The 26,606-nt window shown below is 59.2% G+C and carries 24 protein-coding genes; 16 read left to right on the top strand and 8 right to left on the bottom strand.

Annotated features, from left to right (window positions below):
* Positions 1–544: 544 nt before the first annotated feature.
* The 4 genes from DW349_RS01055 to DW349_RS17435 all read left to right on the top strand — a co-directional run bounded on the left by DW349_RS01055 (position 545) and on the right by DW349_RS17435 (position 4,759).
* Positions 545–1,564: an amino acid ABC transporter substrate-binding protein gene (locus DW349_RS01055; RefSeq protein ID WP_108125828.1), complete on the top strand. Its 1,020-nt coding sequence runs from the start codon at positions 545–547 to the stop codon at positions 1,562–1,564.
* A gap of 134 nt (positions 1,565–1,698) precedes the next feature.
* Positions 1,699–2,886, top strand: coding sequence for an amino acid ABC transporter permease (locus DW349_RS01050; RefSeq protein ID WP_108125827.1), 1,188 nt, complete (start codon positions 1,699–1,701; stop codon positions 2,884–2,886).
* Between the two features lies 1 nt (position 2,887).
* Positions 2,888–3,982 carry an amino acid ABC transporter permease gene (locus DW349_RS17440; RefSeq protein ID WP_198650502.1) on the top strand — a complete coding sequence of 365 codons (1,095 nt, stop codon included), beginning with the start codon at positions 2,888–2,890 and terminating at the stop codon, positions 3,980–3,982.
* A 12-nt stretch (positions 3,983–3,994) separates the two neighbouring features.
* Positions 3,995–4,759: an amino acid ABC transporter ATP-binding protein gene (locus tag DW349_RS17435; RefSeq protein ID WP_269801840.1), complete on the top strand. Its 765-nt coding sequence runs from the start codon at positions 3,995–3,997 to the stop codon at positions 4,757–4,759.
* Between the two features lie 323 nt (positions 4,760–5,082).
* Here DW349_RS17435 and DW349_RS01040 read toward each other — a convergent pair whose 3' ends face one another.
* Positions 5,083–7,491, bottom strand: coding sequence for a Kelch repeat-containing protein (locus DW349_RS01040; RefSeq protein WP_108125826.1), 2,409 nt, complete (start codon positions 7,489–7,491; stop codon positions 5,083–5,085).
* A gap of 291 nt (positions 7,492–7,782) precedes the next feature.
* Between DW349_RS01040 and DW349_RS01035 the strand changes: the two genes are divergently transcribed.
* Positions 7,783–8,517, top strand: a complete 735-nt coding sequence (locus DW349_RS01035) for a substrate-binding periplasmic protein (RefSeq protein WP_108125825.1) — start codon at positions 7,783–7,785, stop codon at positions 8,515–8,517.
* Here the strand turns inward: DW349_RS01035 and DW349_RS01030 are convergent.
* Positions 8,514–9,251: a TSUP family transporter gene (locus tag DW349_RS01030; protein ID WP_108125824.1), complete on the bottom strand. Its 738-nt coding sequence runs from the start codon at positions 9,249–9,251 to the stop codon at positions 8,514–8,516. The two genes, DW349_RS01035 and DW349_RS01030, sit on opposite strands and share 4 nt — an antisense overlap.
* Positions 9,252–9,378: 127 nt before the next feature.
* On the opposite strand from DW349_RS01030, the gene DW349_RS01025 reads away from it, so the two are divergent.
* Entirely contained in the window at positions 9,379–10,248 is an 870-nt protein-coding gene (locus DW349_RS01025) for a LysR family transcriptional regulator (protein ID WP_108125823.1), read from the top strand.
* Here DW349_RS01025 and DW349_RS01020 read toward each other — a convergent pair.
* Positions 10,237–10,854, bottom strand: a complete 618-nt coding sequence (locus tag DW349_RS01020) for a LysE family translocator (protein WP_108125822.1) — start codon at positions 10,852–10,854, stop codon at positions 10,237–10,239. The genes DW349_RS01025 and DW349_RS01020 overlap by 12 nt on opposite strands.
* A 165-nt stretch (positions 10,855–11,019) precedes the next feature.
* On the opposite strand from DW349_RS01020, the gene DW349_RS01015 reads away from it, so the two are divergent.
* The 3 genes from DW349_RS01015 to DW349_RS01005 all read left to right on the top strand — a co-directional run bounded on the left by DW349_RS01015 (position 11,020) and on the right by DW349_RS01005 (position 15,644).
* Complete coding sequence (locus DW349_RS01015) at positions 11,020–12,759, top strand: choice-of-anchor I family protein (RefSeq protein ID WP_108125821.1); 1,740 nt, start codon at positions 11,020–11,022, stop codon at positions 12,757–12,759.
* Positions 12,760–12,923: 164 nt separating this feature from the next.
* Complete coding sequence (locus DW349_RS01010; protein ID WP_306418328.1) at positions 12,924–13,952, top strand: Fe(3+) ABC transporter substrate-binding protein; 1,029 nt, start codon at positions 12,924–12,926, stop codon at positions 13,950–13,952.
* A gap of 12 nt (positions 13,953–13,964) precedes the next feature.
* Entirely contained in the window at positions 13,965–15,644 is a 1,680-nt protein-coding gene (locus DW349_RS01005; protein WP_108125820.1) for an ABC transporter permease, read from the top strand.
* On the opposite strand, the gene DW349_RS01000 is transcribed toward DW349_RS01005, so the two are convergent.
* Complete coding sequence (locus tag DW349_RS01000) at positions 15,641–16,690, bottom strand: ABC transporter ATP-binding protein (RefSeq protein WP_108125819.1); 1,050 nt, start codon at positions 16,688–16,690, stop codon at positions 15,641–15,643. The two genes, DW349_RS01005 and DW349_RS01000, sit on opposite strands and share 4 nt — an antisense overlap.
* A gap of 146 nt (positions 16,691–16,836) precedes the next feature.
* Between DW349_RS01000 and pepQ the strand changes: the two genes are divergently transcribed.
* Positions 16,837–18,141, top strand: coding sequence for a Xaa-Pro dipeptidase (gene pepQ / locus DW349_RS00995; protein ID WP_108125818.1), 1,305 nt, complete (start codon positions 16,837–16,839; stop codon positions 18,139–18,141).
* A gap of 4 nt (positions 18,142–18,145) precedes the next feature.
* On the opposite strand, the gene DW349_RS00990 is transcribed toward pepQ, so the two are convergent.
* The 3 genes from DW349_RS00990 to rutR form a co-directional block, all read right to left on the bottom strand.
* Entirely contained in the window at positions 18,146–19,207 is a 1,062-nt protein-coding gene (locus DW349_RS00990) for a phospholipase A (RefSeq protein ID WP_108125817.1), read from the bottom strand.
* Between the two features lie 101 nt (positions 19,208–19,308).
* Positions 19,309–20,157, bottom strand: a complete 849-nt coding sequence (locus DW349_RS00985) for a DMT family transporter (protein WP_108125816.1) — start codon at positions 20,155–20,157, stop codon at positions 19,309–19,311.
* A 30-nt stretch (positions 20,158–20,187) separates the two neighbouring features.
* The gene (gene rutR, locus DW349_RS00980; RefSeq protein WP_162824599.1) at positions 20,188–20,871 is read right to left on the bottom strand and encodes an HTH-type transcriptional regulator RutR; all 684 of its coding nucleotides are present in this window, start codon (positions 20,869–20,871) and stop codon (positions 20,188–20,190) included.
* Between the two features lie 266 nt (positions 20,872–21,137).
* Between rutR and rutA the strand changes: the two genes are divergently transcribed.
* The 6 genes from rutA to rutF are packed head-to-tail and all read left to right on the top strand — an operon-like array spanning position 21,138 to position 25,347.
* Positions 21,138–22,229, top strand: coding sequence for a pyrimidine utilization protein A (rutA, locus tag DW349_RS00975; RefSeq protein WP_108125815.1), 1,092 nt, complete (start codon positions 21,138–21,140; stop codon positions 22,227–22,229).
* Entirely contained in the window at positions 22,226–22,984 is a 759-nt protein-coding gene (gene rutB / locus DW349_RS00970) for a pyrimidine utilization protein B (protein ID WP_108125814.1), read from the top strand. Before rutA ends, rutB begins: the two co-directional genes overlap by 4 nt.
* A gap of 14 nt (positions 22,985–22,998) precedes the next feature.
* Positions 22,999–23,379, top strand: coding sequence for a pyrimidine utilization protein C (gene rutC, locus DW349_RS00965; RefSeq protein WP_108125813.1), 381 nt, complete (start codon positions 22,999–23,001; stop codon positions 23,377–23,379).
* A gap of 17 nt (positions 23,380–23,396) precedes the next feature.
* Positions 23,397–24,197: a pyrimidine utilization protein D gene (gene rutD, locus DW349_RS00960; protein ID WP_108125812.1), complete on the top strand. Its 801-nt coding sequence runs from the start codon at positions 23,397–23,399 to the stop codon at positions 24,195–24,197.
* Positions 24,198–24,205: 8 nt separating this feature from the next.
* Positions 24,206–24,796, top strand: a complete 591-nt coding sequence (locus DW349_RS00955) for a malonic semialdehyde reductase (protein WP_108125811.1) — start codon at positions 24,206–24,208, stop codon at positions 24,794–24,796.
* A 29-nt stretch (positions 24,797–24,825) separates the two neighbouring features.
* A complete protein-coding gene (gene rutF, locus DW349_RS00950) occupies positions 24,826–25,347 on the top strand; it encodes an NADH-dependent FMN reductase RutF (RefSeq protein ID WP_108125810.1) in 522 nt (173 codons plus the stop codon).
* Here the strand turns inward: rutF and DW349_RS00945 are convergent, their stop codons facing one another.
* Positions 25,348–26,529: a vWA domain-containing protein gene (locus tag DW349_RS00945; RefSeq protein WP_108125809.1), complete on the bottom strand. Its 1,182-nt coding sequence runs from the start codon at positions 26,527–26,529 to the stop codon at positions 25,348–25,350.
* Positions 26,530–26,606 lie beyond the last annotated feature (77 nt).

The raw sequence follows: 26,606 nt of genomic DNA, 5'->3' as shown, positions 1-26,606 counted from the left end.
TGTGATCCCCAATCGAGCAACGTTCAAACGGTTCAGGCACGCACTGCTTTCGATCACCAAAACGCCCCAAATTGGTGCTGTGATTCAAGCCAGTGCAAGGTCAAGGTTGTGTCAACCGCACCACTTTATTCCATTCGTTATAGTCAAGCGGCGCTTTAAAAAACCCAGAAATCGACTTTTATCTCTTTAATATCAACAAGTTAACTTGTATCGATACAAGTTGGCCCTGTCCTTGCTCTAGCGAAACGGGCGGCAAAAACGATCGCCCCATAACGAGAATAACAATGCCGCTTTGCCCGATACTCGATGCCCAATTCTGTGTAAGCCCCGTCAGGCCTGGTGCCTGGTGTCATGACGTTGAAACTCAAAGCGCCCGTCGGCCAATGCGGCTGTGCGGTCGCTCAGGATTTGGATCGTCGGGCTGTCGTTGATCGTCCGGCATCGTGAATAACCCGGCTGCCATCGGTGGTCGAGGTTGTAGGGCCGAGAGCTGACGCTTTCATCTCTCGGCAATAAAAAAAAGCAATGTGAAACGGAGAGTAAGATGCTTAAGAAACTGACCAGCACAACGGCCGCTGCCGCTCTGTCACTGACCATGGTGGCCGGTGGTGTTCAGGCAGGCGACACCGTTGACGCCGTTAAGAGCCAAGGCTACGTCAAATGCGGCGTAAACACTTCACTGCCTGGTTTCGCTTCCAGCGCCAGCGGTTCCTGGGAAGGTCTGGACGTTGACGTCTGCCGCGCCGTTGCAGCCGCCGTGTTCGGTGATTCCGAAGCCGTTCAATACACCCCGCTGACCGCTGCCCAGCGTTTCACCGCGCTGCAGTCTGGTGAAATCGACATGCTGTCTCGTGTCACCACCTGGACTCTGACTCGCGACACCAGCCTGGGTCTGAACTTCGCCGGTGTGAACTACTACGACGGTCAAGGCTTCCTGGTTCGTAAAGACCTGGGTGTTACCAGCGCAACTCAACTGGACGGCGCCGCTGTCTGCGTTGAGCCGGGTACCACTACCGAGCTGAACCTGGCTGACTACTTCCGTGCCAACGGCATGGACTTCGAGCCGGTGGTTATCGAAAACACCACTGAAGTAACCGCTGCCTTCTTCTCAGGCCGCTGTGACGTTTACACCACTGACCGTGGTGGTCTGGCGTCTGCTCGTATGGTCTCTGCTGAAAACCCGGACGACTACGTCGTTCTGCCGGAAGTAATCTCTAAAGAGCCTCTGGGTCCTGTTGTTCGTCACGGCGATGACGAGTGGTTCGACATCGTTAAATGGTCTCTGCTGGCCATGGTTGAAGCCGAAGAGTACGGCATCACCTCTGAAAACGTTGACGACATGCTCGACAGCACCAACCCGGGCATCCAGCGTTTCCTGGGCGTCACTCCGGGTATGGGTGAAGCTCTGGGCGTAGACGAAGACTGGGCTTACAACATCATCAAGCAAGTCGGTAACTACGGCGAAGCTTATGACCGCAACGTCACTGAGAAACTGGGTCTGGACCGTGGTCTGAACGCCCTGTGGAAAGACGGCGGCCTGATGTACGCCTATCCGATTCGCTAAGACGAGTCGCGGCCACTCCTGGTGAGTGGCCTTTTCTATAAGCGGGCCGCACAGGCCCGCTGTTTCGCTCAGACAATCACGGTATTTCCAAACACTATTGGAAACCTCGGGCAACTCATTGGAGACCTTGGGTTATGGCTCCCAAACACCCTAGCGACACCGCCCGGCCATTGATGGCCTTGCTTTACGACAAGACCGTACGCTCGATCATTTATCAGGTTCTGGTGTTTGGCGGCGTCTTCTTTCTTGGCTGGTATCTGGTCAGTAACGTTCAGACCAACCTGGATGAACAAAACATCGCCACCGGTTTTGGCTTCCTCGATCGCGAAGCCGCCTTCGGTATCAGCGAAAGCGTCATTTCCTACAGTCCGCAAGACAACTACGGCCGCGCACTGGCGGTTGGCATTCTGAACACCATCAAGGTGTCGCTGACCGGCATCATTCTGGCGACGATCATCGGTACCCTGATCGGTATTGGCCTGGTGTCGAAGAACTGGCTGGTGCGTTTCATCGGCAAGTCTTACATCGATTTATTCCGCAACGTGCCTTTGTTGCTGCAATTGTTTTTCTGGTACGCCCTGATCACCAACGGTCTGCCCGGCGTGCGTCAGGCGTTGAATCCGCTGCCGGGCACCTTCCTGACCAATCGCGGCCTCTACATCCCGATTCCAGCCGACAACCCGGCCTGGTTCTGGGTGTTCATCGCCTTTGTCGTCGGCATCATCGGTTCGTTCGTGTTGCGCCGCTGGAGTTTCAAACGGCTCGAAGCGACTGGTCAGGTATTCCCGCACTTGAGCGTCGGCCTGGGCATCATTGTCGGCCTGCCGATTCTCACCTGGCTGCTGTTCGGCGCGCCGGTGGAAATGAACGTTCCGGCCTTGCAGGGTTTCAACTTCAAAGGCGGCCTGAACATGTCGCCGGAGTTTTTCACGCTGCTGCTGGGCTTGACGGTCTACACCGCAACCTACATCGCCGAAGTCGTGCGCTCCGGTATTCAGTCGGTGCCCAAAGGCCAGAGCGAAGCCTCAACCTCGCTGGGCCTGAAACCGAGCTGGACGATGCGTCTGATCATTTTGCCGCAGGCATTGCGCGTCATCATTCCGCCGCTGACCAACCAATATCTGAACCTGACCAAAAACTCCTCGCTGGCGGTTGCCATCGGCTACCCCGAGCTGGTCTCCATTTCCAACACCACCATGAACCAGACGGGTCAGGCGGTGGAAGGCGTGGCGATCTTTATGACGGTCTACCTGGGCATCAGCTTGCTGATCTCGGTGTTCATGAACTGGTACAACAAGCGCATGGCGCTGGTGGAGCGTTAAGATGACTTCCATGATCCCAAGCCAGGCGCGCCCGACCGGTGGCACCACCTGGAAACGCAGCGTGCGCTGGCTGAGAAATAATCTGTTTTCCACACCGCTGAACAGCATCGTCAGCCTGGTGTGCATCTATGTGCTGTGGGAAATCCTCAGCGCCCTGGTCGGCTGGGGTTTGGTGCACGCCAGCTTCAGTCCGAGCAAGGAATTCTGTGGTGAAGTCAGTGGTGCCTGCTGGGCCTTTGTCCACGACAACTACCGCTTCCTGCTGTTCGGCACCTACCCGGCAGAGTCTCAATGGCGCCCGCTGATTGCCATCTTCATGCTGCTGGCCGGCATTCTGGTGAGCATGAACCGTCGCTTCTGGAGCCCCTGGCTGGCCGTTGCCTGGGTGGTTGGTTTCTTCGTCATGTACATCATCCTCGGTGGCGGCGTGCTGGGCTTGCGCCCGGTCAGCAGCAACAACTGGGGCGGTTTGACGCTGACGTTGATTCTGGCCGTGGTCGGCATCGCCTTCGCCGCGCCGCTGGCACTGATTCTGGCACTGGGCCGTCGCTCGGAAATGCCGTTCGTGCGCGTTATCTGCGTGGTGTTTATTGAAGTCTTCCGCGGTGTACCGCTGATTTCCGTACTGTTCATGGCGTCGTTGATGTTTCCGTTGTTCCTGCCGGACGGCGTGTCGATCAACAAAATGCTGCGGGCGCAGGTGGGCATCATCTTCTTCCAGGCGGCTTATCTGGCTGAAGTGTTCCGTGGTGGTATGCAGGCGATTCCGTCGGGTCAGTACGAAGCCGCCGACGCCCTGGGCCTGAGCTACTGGCAGAAAATGAGCAAAATCATTCTGCCGCAGGCACTGCGTCTGGTGATTCCGCCGACGATGAGTACCTTCATCTCGCTGTTCAAAGACACCTCGCTGGTCACCATCATCGGTCTGTTCGACTTGCTCGCCGCCACCAAAGCTGCGATCAACGACCCGACCTGGCGACAGCAGTACATCGAAGGCTACGTCTTCATCGCCATCATTTATTTCTGCTTCTGTTTCTTTATGTCGCGTTACGCCCTCTATCTCGATCGCGAAATGCACAAAGGCATGTCTCACTAGGAGAGTTCGACCATGACTGAACAACGCCAACTGGCCGATCGCGAATCGGTGATTCAGGTCAAAAACATGAACAAGTGGTACGGCGAATTTCACGTACTGCGCGACATCAACCTCGACGTCAAACAAGGCGAGCGCATCGTTATTTGCGGCCCGTCCGGTTCCGGCAAATCGACGATGATCCGGTGCTTCAACCGGCTGGAAGAACACCAGCAGGGCGACGTTTCCGTGAACGGAATTGCGCTGACCGACAACGTTAAGAACATCGAAGAAATCCGCAAGGATGTCGGCATGGTGTTCCAGCACTTCAACCTGTTCCCGCACCTGACAGTGATGGAAAACCTGACGCTGGCGCCGATGTTCGTACTGAAGCGCCCGAAAGCCGAAGCCGAAGAAACCGCGATGAAATTCCTGGCGCGGGTGAAAATTGCCGAGCAGGCGCACAAATACCCGGGTCAGTTGTCGGGCGGTCAGCAACAGCGCGTGGCGATTGCCCGCTCGCTGTGCATGAACCCCAAGGTCATGCTGTTCGATGAGCCGACCTCGGCGCTCGACCCGGAAATGATCAAAGAAGTACTCGATGTGATGATCGAACTGGCCAAAGAAGGCATGACCATGTTGTGTGTCACGCACGAAATGGGCTTCGCCAAAGAAGTGGCCGACCGGGTGATCTTTATGGATGCCGGCCAGATCATCGAAGAAAACGAACCGCACGAGTTCTTCAACAACCCGCAAAGTGACCGCACCAAGCTCTTCCTGAGCCAGATTCTCGGCCACTGAGTCAGACGGCAAAAAACCTAAAAGGGAGGCAAATGCCTCCCTTTTTTTGTCTTTGCGGGTTAGCGGTTAGATGGCTGTTCTCAGCCCCACTAGAGATCCGGTGTGCCGGCCCAGCCGGATCTTCGTCCGGGATGACGGGGTTTATTTAGCTGCCTGAATGTCCTTCCGCCGTCCGGGATGACAGGATTTACTCAAGGTGCCTGAATGTCTTTCCCACCAAAACAAAAAAACGCCCAACGCAAAAAAGCATCGGGCGTTTTAAGCGGTTCCGGTTTCAGCGACCCGCCTGATTCAGAACCGCACAGGCGTTACCTCGGTTAACCTCACTGGAACTCAACGTCCACCTGCAACCCCTTCTGCCAGCTCAACCCATCGGCTGAGCGCCAGATGTCGTGTTTTAGGGTGTTAGTGCCCCTCGCTTCTACCCCGCCAATCACCCAGAAGTCCTGGTTGAAGACCAAGGCCTGGTGGCCAGTGCGGGCGGAGAACCGTGTGTCGTAATCTTTAAGTTCGCTGTACCAGTGCACGCCATCGCGGGAAGTCCAGATGTCGTTTTGGATGCTGCCTCCATTACCACCGTACACCAACCAAAGCCGTTCACTCCCGGCCTCCTGAGTGACCATCACCTGATGACCAAAACGCGGTGCGAAGTCAGCCGCGTCCACGCGCAGCTGCCAATGGCGGCCGTCGCTGGAGGACCAGATATCGTTGTTACCTCCGTTTGAATCGAAACCTGCTTCTGAACCACCGATCAACCAAAGCTGGCCGTTGAACACCACCACCTGATGGCCCTGCCGGGCGGTGAAACTGGCTGCGCTGGTTTCTTCGGTCCAGTCGATGCCGTTGGGGGACGACCAGACGTCGTTGTGGTTGCCATCGGCAGATTGGCCGCCAATCACCCACAGGCGTTGGTCGAACACCACCAGGGCGTGGCCGCGCCGACCGGCGAATGGCGCTTGTGTCAGCAAGCGTTCCCAGTGAAGGCCATCGGCGCTGGACCAGACATCGCTTTGGTACCCGTAGCGATCCTGCCCGCCCACCAGCCACAGCCGTTGGTTGAACGCCACCACTTGATGCCCGCTCCGACCCGTGAAAGCGGCATGGCGCAAATGGCGTTGCCAGTGCAGGCCATCGCTGCTGGACCAGAGGTCGTTTTGGTAGGAAGGCAAGTTAGTACCACCCTCATTACCCCCGATCACCCAAAGCCGATGGTCGAAGACGACAGTTTGGTGGCCCTGGCGGCCGCTGAACGGGGCTTCGGCGGTGCGTTGTTGCCAGTCTTCGCCGTTTTGGGTGGACCAGACGTCGTTCAGGTCGTTATTAGCAAACCCCCCTACCAGCCAAAGCTGCTGTTGAAAGACGGCCAGGGCGTGGTTGTTTCGGGGCGGAAAATCGGCATCGACCTGACGCTGCGTCCAGTGAATGCCATCGCGGGAGGACCAGACATCGTTTTTATGTCCGAACAGTGTCTGCCCACCCACCAGCCACAGTTGTTCCCCGCTGCCGTCGTTGTAGGCCATCACACGATGGTGGATGCGAGCCGAAAACTCGGCGTGCTCGGTGTCCGGCCGCCAGGTGATGCCATCGTCGGACGACCAGATGTCGTTGTTGGCTGGGCTTTTTGCAGTATTCCCACCGATCACCCAAAGCCGGCCATCGTAAGCCACGGCCTGGTGCGCGCCGCGAGCGGGAAAGCCGTTGCTGGCGCCATCAGTTCGCACCGCTTGCCAAGTGGTGCCATCGAACGTCCAGACGTCGTTGCGGGCCGCTGAACCAATGCCCCCACCCAACAACCAGATGCGCGGCTCGCCCTCGGCGTTGTTGGCGACGATGACCGGGCTGTAGCTGCGAGGGGTGTAGCCCGGGCTAATGTCGCCCTGCCGTTGCCAGACAAAGCCGGTGTCGTGATCGGGCGAGGGGATGGTGGACCAGACGGTGCCTTTATCGGGGTCGATCACCCAGAGCTGATCGTTGAACACCACGGCATGGATGCGCGCGCCAAATGGTGGCTGTTCGGACCATTCATGCTGCACCCAGTGGGTGCCATCGGATGAGGACCAGATGTCGCCAGGAAATTGATGGCGCCCCCCACCCATCACCCATAACCGCCCCTGGAAAGCGGCCACGGCATGGTCCTGCCGCCCCACAAACCGATCCGCACTCAACATCCCCGACCACTCATGTTCGCCATGCTGCAAGCGAACATAGCCCGGCTGGCTCAGCGTTACGGCCGCGCTGGAGGTGGATCGCTGCACGCCGCCGCGCAGGCGCTGGCTTTGGCTGTTGGCGCAGTTGGCGAATTGAATGGGGTTGCAGTTGGCCGCGCTGGTGGTGAACAAATTCACCCCTTCGGTGCCGTCAGAGAGTTGCAGCTCACTGCCCAACGGCCCCACCCAGGCGCTGAGGCTGGCCTGGCGGGTAATCACTTCCACGCTGTAATCGATGCTCTGAATGCGCTCGCCCAGCGTTTGGGTGGCGGTGATTTGGCTTTGGCCGGGGGCCAGGGCCACCACCAGGCCGTTGGCGTCTACAGTCGCGACGTCGGTATTACTGCTGCTGTATTCGATGATTCCGGCTTGGGAAAGCACGGGGTTATTGAAACGTTCGTCGGTCACCAACCTGGCCGTGCCGGGTTCGGTGAATTCGAACGGGTTGGGAACACAGGCGCTGAGTGCGAAACACAGCAGCAGCCAGACAAAGGTGCGATAAAAACGAAAGTTGGGTCGAAGCATGATCGGTCCCTCGGTTGGATGAAAACCCCAAAGCGCTGGGGGCAACACCACGCTAACCGACGACCGTTTGAGAAATCGTTTTACCGTTCGTAGGATTTTTGGTCGTTTCGTTGGAAAAATTGAAAATAATCGCGAAAACGATTGATTGGCCGCAAAAAACACAACACCCGAGGTGGGGCTTCGGGTGTTGTGGGGAATAAACAGGCATTCGCCTGTTTTGGATCGCACCCAAGGATAAAGGCCGCCCAGTCCGCTATAGTTCACTCAGCCCGTTTGAACAGGCGTCTGTCGATGAAGTCTCTGCGTGCCGTATCCATAACCTTGTTGCTTGGGTTGCTGAGCCTGTCGCTTCGGGCAGAAACGCTGGCCGAGCTCTACCTCTACACCGAAAACTACGGTGGCTATAACTACTCGCTGCACGGACGCGATTTCGAACACTGGCGGGAAGACATTGGTGGCAGTTCAACCGATCTGGTGAAAGCCATTCTGGCGGAATCGGGCCTCAGTTACCGGCTGCGTTTGCGCACCTGGAGTGTCGGTTACGAACGCACACTGGAGCGGCCCAACTACGGGCTGTTTTCCACCGCCCGCACGGAATCACGCGAAGACCTCTTTGCCTGGATCGGGCCCATCGCTCAATACAACTGGATTCTGTTCAAGTACGCCGGTAACGACCTGAACATTGAGTCCATCGACGACCTGAACGGTCTGCGCATCGGCGGCTACGAAGACGACGCCGCAACGCTGTTTTTGCAGGAACAGGGTTTTACCGTCTCAACGCTGCCCAACGATTCGCTGAACCCGCAACGGCTGGCACACGATCAGATTGATGTCTGGATCGCGTCCGATGCCAGCGCCTACCAACTGGCCGAAGCCGCTGGCTTTCCCGACATCGAACCGGCGCTGACCATTCGTACCGTCGATATGTATCTGGCGATGAACCCGCAGACGGATCCGATCAAACTGCGGCGGCTGCAACGCGCCTACGAACGCGTTATGGCGCAACGCAGCGCGACCGACAATTAACCCACCAGCATCAACACACCGCGCGTGATGTACACCACGCCGACGCCGTTGAGCACCCAGCGGGTGTAGCGACGGAACTGTTGGTCGTCGAGCCGGTGCAGCACTTCAGCACCGAGCCGCGTGCCCAGAAACGCTGCCGGAATCACCGCCACGTACACCCAGACCGGAATGCCCAAGGCCTCGGGCTGGCTCAATACCAGCGAGCCGTAGAAGGTCAGCTTCATCAAATGACCGCTGGTCTGGGTCACCGCCTTGGTAGCCACTACCTGATAGCGGTTCAGCTTGGCGTGGATAAAGAACAGATCGAGCAGGCTGCCGGCGACGCCGACGAACAACTGCCCACCCGTCACCAGCGCGCCACAGACCACCGATTGCGCCGGCCGGGTGACATCCAACTGCAACGACTTGGGCAGTACGTTGCCAATCAACGCCATCGTCCCCAGGCCGATAAAGAACCAGGATTTGGGCACTTCAAACCACAGAAAGAAAAACAGCCCCAACACCACCAGACCGCCGAGCACGTACCAGCGCATCACGCCCCAGTGAATGTGTTTGCGATGCAGCCAGGCGCGGCTGCCGTTGGCGGCAATTTGCGTTAAGGCGTGCAGCACCATGGCGCTGGCTAGCGGCAGCAGCAACACCAGCACGCCCATCAGAATAATGCCGCCACCCATGCCCAGAATGCCGGACAAGAAACTGGTTGCCGCCATTACAGCGACGATGCCTAACCACATGGAGAACCCTCTGTCTGAATGGTCTGTTTTCGTTGTTTTAAAAGCGTCTGACCGCGCCAGTATCGGCTGGGCACACACTGGAAAATAGCGAATAATCGGCGACAAATACTTTCCATTTAGGAATGTTATGTTCAGTCAGTTGGAAGCGCTGCTGGCGTTGGTTCAGCACGGCACCATGAGCGCGGCGGCGCTGTCGTTGCGCATCAGCCAGTCGGCGGTCAGCAAGCGCATCGGCCAATTGGAGCAGCAATTGGGCAAGGCGTTGATTCGTCGCCAGGGCCGCCGCGCGTTGCTCACGGCCGAAGGCGAAGCTCTGGTTGCGCAGGTCGCACCGCTGATGGCCGATCTGAAAACCGCTCTCAGTCAGCGCCAGGCGCAGGCGCGCGAGCAAGTGTCGATGGCGGTATCGGAGGCCATTCTGAGCTCCTGGGGCGCGCCCTTGCTGGTGCAAGTTCGCGACGCCCTGCCGGAACTCGATTTGATTCTGCACACCCACCGCTCGCCGACCATCGTCGACCGCGTGCTGGCCGGTACTTATCCCTTTGGCATCTGCGCCGGTGAACTGCCCAGTCACACCGGGCTGGTGGCCGAACGGCTGTTGGACGAACCGATGGTGCTGGTGGCTCGCGGTGGCGATCGCGATGCGTTGTTGTCTGAACGAAACAGCACTCGCCCGCTGCCGGTGATTTGCATTGAGGAGAAATCGAACACCTGGCGCGGCATCGAATCGCGCGCACGGGCGTTGGGGCTGAAGCCGCATTGGCCGGTGGAATCGTCACTGGCGGCGACGCGGCTGGCGCTGTCGGGTTGGGGCCACGCGCTGGCACCGCGTGGCATCGCCCGTTTATTGGCCGATGCGCAGGCGTGTGTCGATTTGGGAGATTCCGGGCTGAGCCGCCCGGCGTATTTGATCTGCCGCAAGCAGGTGTATCACCAGCCGGTGGCGCAGGCTTTGTTGCGGGCGTTGCAGGCCCGCTTGCCGCAGTTAAGTGCGTAAAATGCCAATGACCAATCGCCCGGCCAAAGCGATCAAAATGCCGCCAAACACCCGTTCCAGCCAGACGCTGCTGCGGCGCAAACCATCGAGCCAACGCGGGTTGGAAAACAGCCAGACCACCAGCAGATACCAGGCGCCGTCGATCACCATGGCGGTGGCGGCGTAACTCAGTTTGGCAACAAAAGACGTATCGACACCGACGACCTGACTGAACAACGCCAGGAAGAAGACGGCAATTTTCGGGTTCAGAAACACCACCAGAAAACCGTCACGAGCGGCGCTGGCGCGTGTCGAGCCGTGCTCCGATTCAGTCACTTCACCCGGCTTGGCGCGCAAGCCCTGAATGCCCAGCCAGATCAGATAAGCCGCGCCGCCCCACTGCAAAATGCCGAACGCGACCGGCGAGGCGGTAATCACCGCAGCCAGCCCAATAATGCTGAGCAGTGCATAAAACCCCACGCCCAGACCATGCAATAACGCCACCGTCACACCGTTACGGCGACCGCCGGTCAGCGTGTGCCGCAATACCACCGCCAGCGACGGCCCCGGCGACATAGCGCCCAATACACAGATTCCGACAACGGTCAGCCAGGTTGCCCAGGTCATTGCATGCCCTCCAAACGATGAGCGGCGACTCTAACCCAGCGCTGTGTTGGCTGTCATCCGCTGGCTCCGGGCTGTCATCCGTTTGTCGTCGAAGCGTCATCTTTGCTCGCTAGGCTCCGGCCGACCCTATTGCCCAACATTCATCGCCAAACATTGAGGACTCTTATGTCGCCCGTCTCGCATCGCCTTGCTGCCACGCTGCTGGCTACTGCCGTTATTGGCAGCGTCAGCGCGGAATCCAATTTGACCATCGACGTTCTCGGCCGCCACACCAGCGGTATTTTTGCCGAAAGCGCCGCTGAAATTGTGTCGTTTCACCCGACCTCCGGTTACGCCTACATGACCAACGGCGCCACCGGCCAAATCACCGCCATCAACCTGAACACCTTGCCGACCACGGCCGCAGCCGACCCGATACGGCTGGACAATTTGCACGCCCGCGCCGGCCGCCTGCCGACATCGGTACGCGTCGCCACCCCGGGCGGCGGTGTGCGCACCGTTGCCATCGGCGGTGCCAACAGCCTGGCGGTGAAAAACGATTTGCTCGCCATCGCCGTCGAACACGACGACAAAACCCAGGACGGCGCGGTGCTGTTCTATCGACTCAACGCCAACGGCGACACCCAGTTCGTCAAAGGCGTGCTGGCCGGCGCTTTGCCCGACATGGTGACCTTCTCGCCCGACGGCCGCTTTGCGCTGGCCGCCAACGAAGGCGAACCGCGTGGCGATTACCTGCGCGACCCCGAAGGCAGCGTCACGGTGATTCCGATCACCAACGGCACCCCGGCTGACCTGGGCATTCAACTGAACTTCACCGCTTTCGACCGCCGCCACCCGGCCGACATCTTAAGCGGCAACAACCCGCGCCCGAACGTCATCCGTTTCTCGCAGGATCTGGAACCGGAATACATCAGCGTCAGTGAAGACAGCCGCACCGCTTTTGTGTCGTTGCAGGAAAACAACGCCGTAGCACGCATCAGCCTGGACGGCACGCCGCGTGTCACCGCGCTGCTGCCGCTCGGTTTCAAAGATCACGGCCTGGCTAAGAATGCGCTGGATGCCGACAAAGACGACGAAGCCGCCGTACTGATGCCGCAGCCCGGTTTGTGGGGCGTCTACCAGCCGGATTCGATTGCCAGCTACCGCGTCGGCGGCGTTGACTACTTCGTCACCGCCAACGAAGGCGACGCCCGCGAATACTTCTCCGACGCCGCTTCCGAAGCCGAGTGCCAGGGCACACTGCCTAACGCGCTGTACGACTACGACGAAGACGACGGCTGCCTGGTGTTTCTGGATGAAACCGAAATCGGCGATGTTGATCTCGACCCGTCCATCGCGCACCTGAACGCCATCAAGGATCTGAAAATTCTCGCCGGTCGCGGCGATACCGATGGCGACGGGGATTACGACAAGGTTTACGCCTACGGCACGCGTTCGTTCTCGATCTACACCGCCGACGGCCGCCAGGTGTACGACTCCGGCGATCTGCTTGAGCGCGTCAGCGCCGAGGCCTACCCGGAATTCTTCAATACCGATGAAGACGCCCTGGAAATCGACAACCGCAGCGACAACAAAGGCCCGGAACCCGAAGCGTTAGCGCTGGGTCGCGTTGGTGACCGCACGCTGGCGTTTGTTGGTCTGGAACGCATGGGCGGATTCATCGTCGCCGACGTGACCGACCCGATGAACGTCGAGTACCTCGACTACATCAACAACCGCAACTTCAACGTCGCCGAAGCCACCGACGATGGCGACGTCACCGAGGCCACTTTGGCAAATGCAGGCGATCTGGCCCCCGAAGGCATGGCCTTTGTACCGGCCGACATCAGCCCGATCGGCGAAGCGCTGTTGATCGTTGCCAACGAAGTCAGCGGCACCACCACTGTTTACCGCATCCGCGACTGAGCCTTCCGTTTGCCTTCCTAACCCGGCTTTGGCCGGGTTTTTTGTGCTTCCGGCTTTGGTAAATCCGCCGCCACTTCGGGCCGGCCAAGTTGACTCTGGCCGACAAAAATTGAGAATGCGTATCACAATGACTTTCAAACGAACTTTCCAACGGGGAATTCCACATGTCGATGCGTATTAAGGCCGCCCTAATGGCGTTGCCTCTGGCGGCCAGTCTCGCCGCCGGTTCGGTTCGGGCCGAGGAAGTGAACATTTACTCCTACCGCCAACCCTTTTTGATCGAACCGCTGCTGGAGGCCTTTACCGCAGAAACCGGCATTCAGACCAACGTCGTTTACGGCGAAGGCCTGGTTGAACGCATGGAAACCGAAGCGCGCAACAGCCCGGTCGATGTGTTGATCACACCCAACACCACGGTGTTGATGAGCGCCTACAACAAAGGCCTGACGCAACCCGTTAACGACTCAATTCTGCTCGACAACATCCCGGCCCAATACCGCGCCGCCGATAACCACTGGTTCGGTCTGACCACTCGCGCGCGCATCATCTACGCCTCCAAAGAACGTGTCGCGCCGGGTGAAATCACCACTTACGAACAGCTGGCTGACCCGGAATGGGAAGGCCGTATCTGCACCCGCAGCGGTAAGCACAGCTACAACCTGTCGCTGTTTGCCTCGATGATCGCGCATCATGGCGAAGCCTATACCCGCGAATGGATGGAAGGTTTGAAGCACAATCTGGCGCGGCGTCCGCAGGGCAACGACCGCTCTCAGGTGAAGGCCATTCACGATGGCGTCTGCGATATTTCGCTGGGCAATTCCTACTATTTCGGTGCCATGCTGACCAACGAAGAAGAGCCGGAACAGCAGGATTGGGCGCGTTCAGTGAACCTGATCTTCCCGAACCAGGACGACCGTGGCGCGCACATGTTTATCTCTGGCATCGCGCTGGCGAAATACGCGCCGAACCAGGCCAACGCCATCGCATTGATGGAATTTATGGTCAGCCCGGAAGCGCAGTATCTGTACGCTCAGGATAACTTCGAGTTCCCGGTTCGCCCCGGCATCGAACGTTCAGATTTGATCAAACAATACATGGGCGACTTCAAAGAAGACCCGCTCAGCCTGACCACCATTACCGATCACATCGACGAGGCATCACGCCTGGTCGACGAGGTGGCGTACGACTTCTAAGCGCCGCCGTCGATGACCGCTGTTACCACTCTGGCAATGCCACGCCGCCACGCCCTCGGCCAAAACCGACTGGCGCGGCGCTGGCGTTTCGCCGTTCTGCTGACCGCAACGCTGGTGGTGTTGCCGATCGCCTCGGTGTTTTATCTGGCGCTGTTTCCCAGCCACAACATCTGGCGCCATCTGGTCGATACGGTGCTGTTTTATTATCTCGACGCCACCGTGCGGCTGCTGCTCGGCGTTGGGTTGTGCGCAACCTTAATCGGCGTCAGCACGGCCTGGCTGGTGTCCGCCTGCGATTTTCCCGGCCGGCGCTGGTTTGAATGGGCGTTGTTGCTGCCCTTTGCCGTACCGGCTTATGTGATCGCCTTCGTCTACACCGATTTGCTCGAATTCGCCGGCCCGCTGCAAGGCGCGCTGCGCGAGGCATTCGGTTGGCGCAGCGCACGCGACTACTGGTTTCCTGAGATTCGTTCGATGGGCGGCGCCATCGCCATGTTGTCGCTGGTGCTTTATCCCTACGTTTATTTGCTGGCGCGGGCGACCTTTGTCGATCAGGCGCGGTCGATGGTTGCCGCCAGTCGCTCGCTCGGTTGCACGCCCTGGCAGAGTTTCTATCGCTTGTCGTTGCCGATGGCACGGCCGGCCATCGCCGTCGGCCTGGCGCTGGTCTTGATGGAAACGCTGAACGATTTCGGCACCGTCGATTACTTCGCCGTGCGCACGCTGAGCATCGGCATTTACGACACCTGGCTGAACCAGTCGAACCTGGGCGGGGCGGCGCAGATTGCCAGTCTGATGTTGGGGTTTGTGGTGGTGCTGATCGGCTTGGAGCGTTTTGGTCGGCGTCGCCAACAGCATTACAGCCCGGCTGGGCAGTCCGGCCAGGCGGATCGCTACCGGCTGCGCGGCGGCCGCGCATTGCTGGCCTGGACACTGTGCGCGCTGCCGCTGGTGCTGGGGTTTGCCGTTCCGGCGGGTCGGTTGGCGTTCTACGCGCTGCGCAATCTCGGCGCTTATTGGACGCCGGATTTCTTCCAGTTATCGCTGAATTCGCTGCTGTTGTCGGCCAGTGCCGCGCTGGTGACGGTGGCCTTGGGCGTGTTGCTGGCGTATGGCAAACGGCTGTTTCCCAGCCGTGGCCTGAACGCTGGCGTGGGCCTCGCCAAACTCGGTTACGCCATGCCCGGCACCGTGCTCGCCATCGGCGTGATGATTCCGCTGGCGGCCTTCGATAACAGCCTCGATGCGTTGCTGCGTGCGAGTTTCGGCATTTCCACCGGCCTGTTGCTGAGCGGCACGGTGGTGGCGTTGATCTTTGCGTATTCGGTGCGGTTTCTGGCGGTGGCGGCCGGGGCGGTTGAATCGAGCCTCGCCAAGGTGACGCCGGAGATGGATCGCGCGGCGCGCTCGCTCGGCCAGTCCAGTCTGCAAACGCTGTGGCGGGTGCATCTGCCGTTAATCCGGCCGGGCTTGCTGACGGCAGCGCTGGTGGTGTTCGTCGATTGCATGAAGGAGTTGCCGGCGACCTTGATCTTGCGGCCGTTCAATTTCGATACGCTGGCGACGCACGTGTTCCAGTTCGCGTCCGACGAAAAACTGGAAGCCTCAGCCTTGGGCGCTTTGTTGATCGTGCTGGTGGGGTTGGGACCGGTGATTCTGCTCAGCCGCTCGGTCAGTCGCCGTAACGACTAAGCCAGACTGGCCGCCTGAGCGCGTTCAAAGGCGACCAGCTGTGCTGGCTGAAAGCGCAGTTGCACGCTGTCATCGGGCATAGGCGTACGAGACGGCAACAACGCCTGCACCTGGCTGCCATCGGCCAACGCCAGCCGCACGCGCATCTGCGTACCCAAAAACGAACGGCTGACTAAACGCGCCGCCACGCCGCCCTGGTCCACCAACTCAACCTCGTCCGGACGGACGTAAACATCCAGCTCGGTGCCGACCGGCCAACCGGCCGTTGTTGTCAGTTCACCCAAGGCCGTGCGCACGCGACCGGCGGCCACAACTTCGCCCGGCACAAAATCGCCATCGCCGACAAACCGCGCCACCGCTGGCGTGGCCGGGTTTTGATAAACCACATCCGGCGCGTCCCACTGTTGCAGTACGCCGCCGTTGAGCACGCCGAGTTTGTCGGCCATGACAAAGGCTTCTTCGCGGTCGTGCGTTACTAAAATGGCCGTGGTGCCGGCGATTTTCAGAATCTCGCGCACCTCGGCTGAGAGCGAGCGGCGCAGTTCGGTGTCGAGGTTGGAAAACGGTTCGTCCATCAACAGCAACGCCGGCTGCGGTGCCAGCGCGCGCGCCAACGCCACGCGCTGTTGCTGGCCGCCGGACAATTCGTGCGGGAAGCGTTCACCGAAACCGGCCAGTTTGACCAGCGCCAGCGTATCGGCCACGCGCCGGGCGCGCTCGGCCCGGTTCAGATGACGCAGGCCAAAGCCAACGTTGTCGGCCACGTTCAGATGCGGAAACAGCGCGTATTCCTGAAACACCATGCCGATACCACGTTGTTCCGGCGGTACGGCGTCGGCGGCGGTGGCAATGGTGCGGCCGTCCAGTTCAATGCGGCCGGCGCTCGGTTGAATAAAACCGCCAATGGCGTGCAACAGCGTGCTTTTACCGCAACCGCTCGGGCCGAGCAGAGCGCAGAGTTCGCCTCGGGCGACGTTCAGCGACAAATCGCGAATCACCGGTTGATCGTCGTAACGGCACTGCAACTGTTCCAGACGCAAAAGCATGGCGATTTCCGAGGCAGATTGAGCCGGGCAGTGTAAAACAAAGCCCGCGCTCCAACCACGCGCAAGGGACGACAAACCCTTGCCAGAGCGCTAAGCTGGCCGCCGTTTTCGCCCCTATCCGACTGTCTTATTTTGCGGAGTCCGCCATGACCGATCTGTATCGCGCCCACCTCGACACCTTAATGCACCGCTATCAGGCCACTCTCGAACGCTGCGGTTTCGACGCCGTTGTGGTCAGCGCCGGTGTCGCCGAAAAGGTGCGCGATGACGATCACGCCTACCCCTATCACGCCGGTGCGTTCGCTCAGCAATGGCTGCCCGAGGCGATCACGCCCGGCACGTGTCTGGTCATTCGTCCGGGTGAAAAACCGCAACTGTTCTGGCCGGCGCAGGCGGACTTCTGGCACATCACGCCGACGGCACCCAGCGGCGACTGGACCAAACACTGGCAATTGCACGCCGCCGATCACAACGACTGGCTGGCAACGCTGCCCGGCCGCCTCGCCTGGGTCGGGCCGACACTGCCCGCGCTGCAAAACACAACCGCGACAGTTGAGATTAACCCGGCCAAGCTGCGCTCAGACCTGGCGTTTGACCGTGCCTGCAAGACCGATTTCGAAGTCGAACAACTGTGGCTTGCCAGTGTGAAAGCCGTACCCGGCCACCACGCCGCTCGCGATGCCTTTTTAGCCGGCGCCAGCGAAGCCGAGATCTACGCCGCCTTTCTCGGTGCCAGCCAGCAACTGGAAAGCCAGGAGCCATACCCCGGCATCATCGCGCTGAACGAAGGCGCGGCGACCTTGCATTACGAGCGTCGCCAGTTCACCAGACCGACTCAGCACCGCAGCCTGTTGATCGACGCCGGCGCGCAGGTGGGCGGTTACGCCAGCGACATCACCCGAACCCACGGCCAGGGCTCGGCCCTGTTCGATGAATTGCTGGCGGCAATGGAAGGCTTCGAGCAACAACTGTGCGCTGCGGTGCGCCCGGGCGTGCCGATGGCCGAACTGCATCAGCAGGCCGTGGTTGGCGTCGCGGGCATTCTGAAAGACTTGGATTTGTGTCGTCTTAACGTTGAAGAACAACTTCAGCGCCAGGTTCCGCAGGCGTTTTTCCCACACGGCCTGGGCCATTTACTCGGCTTGCAGGTGCACGACGCCGGCGGCCATCAACAGGATCGCGCCGGCACGCTGGCGCCGAGCAGCACCGCGCCGTTTTTGCGACTGACGCGCACGCTCCAGCCGGGCATGGTGCTGACCATCGAACCGGGGTTGTACCTCATTCCGATGCTGCTGGATCGACTGCGCGCAGAGCAGGGCGCAGCGGCGGGCCTGAACGAAAGCGCCATCGCCGAGCTGCAACCCTGGGGCGGCGTGCGCATTGAAGACAACGTGGTCGTCACTGAAAGCGGTATGCGCAACCTGACGCGCGAAGCCTTCGCTGCGGCCTGATGGCTTACAGCCAGCCGCTGAATTGGAAGCCAAGACCGATCGTGCGTGAGCGCTTGTTGTAATCGATCAGGCTTTCGCCGAAGCCATCGAAATAATGCACCCGGCCACGCACGTGGTCGGACAGCGGAAAGGTCCAACCGGCGTCGATGGCACCACGGTTGTGATCGAGATCGAGGTTGTTGCGCCCGGTCAGCCAGAAGCTGTTGTATTCGCCGACGTAACCCACCGTCAGATCAAAATGGCCGAGGTACTCCAGAATGTCCGGGTTATCGTCGCCTAACGGGTCGCCTTCGTAGCGTTCTTCCGGTGCCGGAATGCGCAACCAGGGGCGCAACGCCACGTGCATACGCTCGCGCTCCCACTGCGTCTGAAACACCACCCGATTCCAACTGCGCGAATCTTCACCGCTGCGGCCGTTGGATTCGTGATTCAAACCGACTGAATTCGACACGTTGCGAAAGCCCAGAAATTGCGTGTCGTTTTCGAAGGTCACAATCAATTCCGGCTCGTGATTGGTTTCCCTAAACGGCGACGACAGATCGAAGTTATACGCCTGCCAGAACGACTTGCCGGTGTAGGCAAAGGCGAGGTTGCCGTGACGGCCGATCAAGCCATCGACCACAATCACTTTCAGGCTCAACTGGAACTGAATTTCGACCGGCTGCAAATCGCCTTCGCCCGGTGCCAGGTACGAATCGTCACGGAAATCGGAATAATTCAGCGGCATTAAATAGTTGGGTCGGTGCGGCAACAAACTGAACGGATTGTTCAACACCAGCCGCTCCATTTCGCGGCGTTCCTGCAATGGCGTTTCGCGGGTTCCCGCTGGCAAACCCTGCTGACGCACTTCACGCGCGCAAAAGTTACGCACGTTACCGGCGCTGAGAATATTGGACGCGCTTTGCGTCAACCGGATCAAACAGGCTTCGTAGGCGGTCAGGCGTTCGGTTTCCTCGCTCGCCTGCTTTTCGGAGTCGGTCGGCTCAGCCGGAATGTTTTCCGCCATAACCGACGGTACTAACGCCAATAACCCCGCTGCTAACGCCCAGCCGAGGCGGTTTCGCATGTTCACACTCACTTTTCGATGCTTGCTGTGGCCGGCACCATAACAGACTGCCGCTGGCGATGACCGACACAGCGCACGAACTGAGCGGTCAACGGCCGGCTTTACAACAAGATAACAACGCCAAACAGCATCACCAGCGCCCACTTCAGCCGATGGCGCAAATAGCCTTCGTCCAACAACAATGAGCCGAGCAAGACACTGAACAACACGCTGATTTCACGCGTGGGAGCGACGTACACCAGCGGCGTGAATGTCATGGCGGTCAGCACCAGGATGTAGGCCAAAGGACTGAACAAGGCGATGCCCAACACTTTCCAGCGATGTTGTTGCCACACCAGTTTCACCGTCGGCCAACGCTTAATCGCCAAGGGCGTCAACAACACAGAGCGCACGATGTTGGAACCGTAATCGAGCAGCAACGGCGGAATCATCAAGGCCGCTACTGCGTGGGCATCCCACAGGGTGTAAGTGCCGATCAACAAACCCACCAACACGCCAAAGCCCATTGACGCCATTGTCGGGCGCGAAGCGCTGCCGGGTTTGCGACTCAAATTCAGCACGCCAATCAAAATGAGCGCGATACCCGCCGCCATCCAGTGGTTCAGATGTTCACCAAACAACAGCACCGCGAGGACGGTGGAAATCAGCGGGCCGGTAGCGCGGGCGGTGGGATAAACGACCGACAAATCGCCGACCCGGTATCCCTGTTGCAACAACAGAAAATAACCGATGTGAATTACCGCACTGCCGACAATAAAACCGATTTCTAGCCAACCCCAGCCGCGCCAGTCCCAGGCGAAATAAATCGCCAGCGGCAAATAAATCACCACCGTCAGCGCCGAAAACAGCCAGGTCAGGCTGGCATCACCGTTGATGCGTTTGAGCAGAAAATTCCAGAAGGCGTGGCACAGCGCCGCGCAGAAGACGAGTAAAAATCCAGCGAGGGACATTTAATTTTCCGACTTATAAAACATCAAACATCACGGCTTCAGACTGTCGACCAACAGCGCCTGCAAATTGCGCAGGGTGTCGGCGAAGAAATCCGGATCGTCGAGCGTGCGGCCGGCCACGGCTTCAATCTGCACACGAAAATCGGCGTAGTGCTGCGTCGTCGCCCAGATGGAAAAAATCAGATGATACGGATCGATGGGTTTGAGTTTGCCGCTGTCGATCCAGCTTTGAATTACCGCGACTTTCGCTTGCACCCGGTCGTGCAACGGCTGCTGCAACTCGGCCAGCAACAGCGGCGCGCCTTGCAGAATTTCCATGCAGAACAGGCGCGATTCGGCCGGGTTATCGCGGGAAAATTCCAGCTTGATGCGAATGTATTCGCGCAGCGCTTCGAGCGGATTCTGATCTTCATTAAAACCGCTCAACGGCATCAGCCACAGGCTGAGTAATTCGCGCATCACCTGCACATAAAGCGCTTCTTTGGTGGGAAAGTAATACAGCAAATTGGTTTTGGAGACGTCCGCTTCCGCCGCGATTTGATCGAGGCTGGCACCGTGCAGACCGAACTGCGAAAAGGTGCGTAACGAGGCTTCCAGAATCGCCGCGCGTTTCTTTTCCTGATTGCGTTGACGACGCTTCAGCGACGCCGGGGTCGGGGTGCGCTTGGAGCGGTTGGCAACTTCGGCCGACGCCAAGCGGGTTTTGTCGTTCAACTCCGTCTCCTGCCATTTTCAGCGCGCCCATTCTAGCACCGACACCCCAACACCCGGCCAGCACCGCGATTGCTGCACCGCCGTGGTTCGTCGCGCGTCTGCGTGCACAAACCATGTGCTCTAAACTAGACCATTTGGTCCGATTATTTTTGCGCTTATTTTCTAACCAATTGATTTGTATCAATAAATCAGAATTGGCCGACTTTCTGCAATGTGCTAGCCCAACTGCGCCAGATTCGAACGGCGCCCAGACGAGGACGCAACAGATGAAAGTGGGTGTATTCATTCCCATCGGCAACAACGGCTGGCTGATTTCCAAAAACGCGCCGCAATACATGCCGAGCTTCGAACTGAACAAAACCATCACCCAGCGCGCCGAGCACTACGGTTTCGATTTCGCGCTGTCGATGATCAAGCTGCGCGGCTTTGGCGGTGAAACCGAGTTCTGGGACCACAACCTGGAATCCTTCACGCTGATGGCCGGCCTCGCCGCTGTGACCAGCAAGATTCAACTGTTTGCCACCGCTGCCACTTTAACGGTGCCGCCGGCCATTGCCGCGCGCATGGCCTCGACCATCGATTCCATTTCCAACGGCCGCTTCGGCATTAATCTGGTGACCGGCTGGCAGAAACCTGAATACTCGCAAATGGGCTTGTGGCCGGGCGACGAATTCTTCGCCTACCGCTACGACTACTTAACCGAGTACGCCGAAATTCTCACCGAACTGTGGCAGACCGGCCGCAGCGACCTGAAAGGCGATTACTTCCAGATGGACGATTGCCGCGTCAGCCCGAAACCCAAAGGCCCGCTGCAAATCATCTGCGCCGGCCAGAGTGACGCCGGCCTCGCCTTCACCGCCAAATACGCCAATTACGCCTTCTGTTTCGGTAAAGGCGTAAACACCCCGACGGCCTTCGCACCCACCGCCGAGCGCCTGCTCAAAGCCACCGAAGAAACCGGCCGCGACGTTAAAGCCTGCCCGCTGTTTATGATCATCGCCGACGAAACCGACGAAGCCGCACGCGCCAAGTGGGAGTTCTATAAAGAAGGCGTCGATGAAGAAGCCGTCGCCTGGCTCGGCGTTCAGGGCGCGGCCGACACCAAATCCAAAGGCGACACCAACGTACGCCAGATGGCCGACCCGACGTCGGCGGTGAACATCAACATGGGCACGCTGGTCGGCTCTTTTGAGACCGTCGCTGCCATGCTCGATGAAATTGCCGAGGTGCCCGGTACCGAAGGCGTGATGCTGACGTTCGACGATTTTGTTAAAGGAGTCGAACTGTTCGGCCAGCGCATTCAACCGTTGATGAAGTGCCGCGAACACATCGACGTCGCAGCGGAGGCCACGGCATGAGCATCGACGCCAACGTCAGCGGCTATGCGTTAAGCAGCAGCGGCGAAGACGCCATCACGCTCGTCGCCAAGCCGGAGCCGATTCAACTGAAGGCGAGCGAAACGGCAGTCATCGTCATCGACATGCAGAACGCCTACGCCAGCAAAGACGGCTATCTCGACCGCGCCGGTTTTGATGTGTCACACACCGGCCCGGTGATCGCCAACATCAACAAGGTGCTGAAAACCGCACGCAGCGCGGGCATGCCAGTGGTGTTTTTCCAGAACGGCTGGGACCCGGAATACCGCGAAGCCGGCGGCCCCGGCTCGCCCAACTGGTACAAATCGAACGCGCTGAAAACCATGCGTCGCCAACCGGAACTGGCGGGCACTTTGTTGTCGCGCGGCGGTTGGGATTACCAACTGGTGGATGCACTGAAACCCGAACCGAGCGATCTGGTGCTGGGCAAAACCCGTTACAGCGGTTTCTACAACACCCCGCTGGATTCTCTGCTGCGCGCGCGTGGCATTCGCAATCTGGTGTTCACCGGCATCGCCACCAACGTCTGTGTGGAATCGACGCTGCGCGACGGTTTCTTCCTGGAATATTTTGGCGTGGTGCTGGCCGACGCTACGCACCAGGCCGGGCCGGATTCGATCCAGGCGGCCTCGCTGTACAACATCGAAACCTTCTTTGGCTGGGTGTCGGACGTAACAACCTTCTGCGACACCTTTGCCACCGAATCCACCCAACCGGCGACTGCCGCCACTGTCTGAACGAGGAAACTGCCATGCCTAAGAAAGCTGTGATTCCCGCCGGTACCGGCGTCCCCATCGCGCCCTTTGTTCCCGGCACCGTGGCCAACAACGTGCTGTATGTATCCGGCACCTTGCCGTTCGACAAAGACAACAACGTCGTTCACGTCGGCGATGCCGAAGCCCAGACCCGCCATGTGCTGACCACCATCAAAGGCGTGGTGGAAACCGCCGGCGGCACCATGGACGACGTCGTCTTCAACATGATTTTCGTTAAAGACTGGGCCGACTACGGCGCCGTCAACAAGGTGTACGCGGAATTCTTCGCGGGTGAAAAACCGGCGCGCTACTGCATTCAGTGCGGCCTGGTGAAACCCGAGGCGCTGGTCGAAATCGCCAGCATCGCGCACCTGTAACCGCACGGACGTTTCGCATGCACGTGGAAGTGGTCGGTCAGTTAAACGCAGAACACACCGTGGTGCTCAGCTCCGGTCTCGGTGGTTCGGCGCGTTTTTGGCAACCGCAGTTGGCTGCGCTGACGCCGCATTATCGCGTGGTGTTGTACGACCAGTTAGGCACCGGCCGCAGCCCGGCAGACTTGCCGGCCGGCTACCGCATCGCCGACATGGCGCAGGAGTTGTTCGAAGCGTTAGATGCCGTAGGCGTTGATGATTGCCATCTGATCGGCCACGCCCTGGGCGGCCACATCGGTCTGACCATGGCGTTGCAGCAACCGCAGCGCCTGCGCTCGTTGGTGATTATCAACGGCTGGCACCAACTCAGCCCGCACACCCAGCGTTGTTTTTCGGTGCGCCGGCAATTGCTCGATCACATTGGCCCGGCGGCCTACGTGGAAGCCCAGGCGCTGTTTTTGTATCCACCAACCTGGATACACCAGCACGCCGCCGAACTGGCCGGGGAAGACCAGCAGGTGTTGTCGCATTTCCCGCCGCCCGACAATCTGCGTCGTCGCCTGGAGGCGGTACAGGGTTTTGCGATGAGCGACGCCGAGCTGGCGCAGATCGAAGCGCCGACGCTGTTAATCGCCAATCGCGACGACCTGCTGGTGCCCTGGACCTGCTCGCAACAACTGGAACAACGGCTGCCGCGTGCCCGCCTGGCAATGCTCGAATTCGGCGGCCATGCCAGCAGCGTTACCCAGGCGGAACAAACCAACACCTTGCTTGTTGAACATTTGACCCGATTTTCCGTGCTTCCGTTTAACGTTACCTAAGGATTGTTATGTCCAGCTCCATCGATTCCGCTGCCCTGAAACAACTGTTCACCGAAGCGCGCACCTACAGCTACTGGCAAGACAAACCCATTGCCGACAGCGTGCTGAAAGAACTCTACGAATTGACCAAGTTCGGCCCGACCTCGGCCAACTGTAGCCCGGCGCGGTTTATTTTCGTGCGCACGCCCGAAGGCAAAGAGCGCCTGAAGCCGGCAATGTCGGCGGGCAATATGGAAAAAACCATGAAAGCGCCGGTCACCGTGATCGCCGCTTACGACAACCAGTTCTACGAGCATCTGCCGACGTTGTTTCCGCACACCGACGCCCGTTCCTGGTTCACCGGCAACGAAGCCTTCGCCCAACAAACCGCACTGCGTAACGGCTCGCTGCAAGCGGCCTATCTGATTATGGCAGCGCGCTCGCTGGGTCTGGATGCCGGCCCGATGTCCGGTTTCGATGCCGCCAAAGTCAAAGCCGAATTTCTTGATGGCCGCGACTGGACCGTGAATTTCCTGATCAACCTCGGCTACGGCCAACCGGAAAAACTGCACGATCGCCTGCCGCGTCTGAGCATCGACGACGTCTGCGATTTCTGCTGAAACGAATCAAGAAAGGAAAGGAGAACGCCATGAACGCGCCTGCCGCTGCTGCGACTGAAATAACACCCGAGCTGAACTCTCAAAGCTACCGCGATGCTATGTCGGGTCTGGCCGCAGCGGTGAACATCGTCACCACCGATGGCCCCGGCGGGCGCGCTGGCTTCACCGCCACCGCCGTGTGCAGCGTCAGCGACCAGCCACCAACCTTGTTGGTGTGTCTGAATCGCAGCGCCTCGGCGTTCCCTATGTTCGACGCCAACCAGGCGTTGTGCGTCAACACCCTGACTGCCGATCAGATGGCGTTATCGAATCTGTTTGGCGGTAAAACCGACATGGACGAACGCTTTGCAGCGGCCGCCTGGCAACTGGGCGACAGCGGTGCGCCGATACTGGAAAACGCCTTGGTGAGTTTTGACTGCCGCATCGTCAAACGCGTCAGCCTGGGCACGCACGACACGCTGTTTTGCGAAGTGTTGTCGGTAACCGCACCGAGCAGCAAAGACGGCCTGGTGTATTTCGATCGCGGTTACGCGGGTTTGAACAGGCTGTAATCAGCGCCGCCCTTGCAGACTGGCAATGGCTGCGTCTAATCCATTAACGCTGAGCGGAAACATCCGCTCGGCGCACAACTCACGCACCATGCCAATGCTTTGAGTGTGGCCCCAAAACCGTTCCGGAAACGGATTCAGCCACACCAGCCGTTGAAAGTGCTGCGCCAGCCGACCAAAACTGGCCTCGCCCGGTTCCACATTCATAAAGTCGATGCTGCCGTAAGCGGCGGCAATTTCGTATGGCGCCATGGCCGCATCACCAACGAAGATGACTTTGTAGTCCGGTCCGTAGGTACGCAGAATCTCATCCAACGATGTCACGGCCTGACGGTTCAGTTTGTTATCAGTCCAGACATGGTCGTAAATAAAATTGTGAAAATAAAAATGCTTCAGTTGTTTGAATTCAGAACGGCAAGCACTGAATAAGGCTTCACACACCTGCACGTGCTCGTCCATCGATCCGCCAATATCGACAAACAACAACACCTTCACGGCGTTGTGGCGTTCGGCGCGCAATTTGATGTCAAGCAGACCGGCGTTGCGCGCCGTTGAACGAATGGTGTCGTCCAGCGCCAATTCCTGCTGCGCGCCGGTGCGCGCAAAACGTCGCAATTTACGCAGCGCCATTTTCAAATTGCGCGTGCCCAGTTCAACGCTGTCATCGAGATTTTTGTACTGCCGCTGCTGCCACAGTTTCACCGCCCCGCGCTGCCCGCCAGCACCGCCAACACGCACGCCTTCCGGGTTATAACCGCCATGGCCGAACGGGCTGGAACCGCCAGTACCAATCCAACGGTTGCCGCCCTGGTGCCGTTCGCGCTGTTCGTTCAGGCGTTCTTCCAACGCCTGCATCAAAGCCTCAATGCCACCCATTGCTTCAATCGCTGCGCGTTCCTCGGCGCTGAATTGCCGCTGCAATTCCAGCCGCAACCAATCGTCCGGCACCTCATCGCCAAACGGATTCGGCAACGCCTCCAGGCCTTCGGCGAAATGCGTAAAGGCGCGGTCGAAGCGATCGTATTGGGTTTCGTCTTTGATCAACGTCAGCCGCGCCAGTTGATAAAAATCGTCCAGATCAAAGCCCGCCAGGTTGGCTTGCATGGCTTCAATCAACACCAGCAATTCTTTCGGCGTGACCTTGAGCCCGTGTTGGCGCAGCGTGGAGAAGAAACGGATCAGCATGAACTAGTACCTTCCAGACAGGCGGCATTGGTTCGTGAACTGCGATTGGCGAGATCCCGGATATCGCTAGCGCGATT

The sequence above is a fragment of the Saccharospirillum mangrovi genome (assembly GCF_003367315.1).
Taxonomy (GTDB): Bacteria; Pseudomonadota; Gammaproteobacteria; order Pseudomonadales; family Natronospirillaceae; genus Saccharospirillum; species Saccharospirillum mangrovi.
The sequence above is the reverse complement of the archived record's forward strand: the minus strand, read 5'-3'. Positions and strand labels throughout refer to the sequence as shown.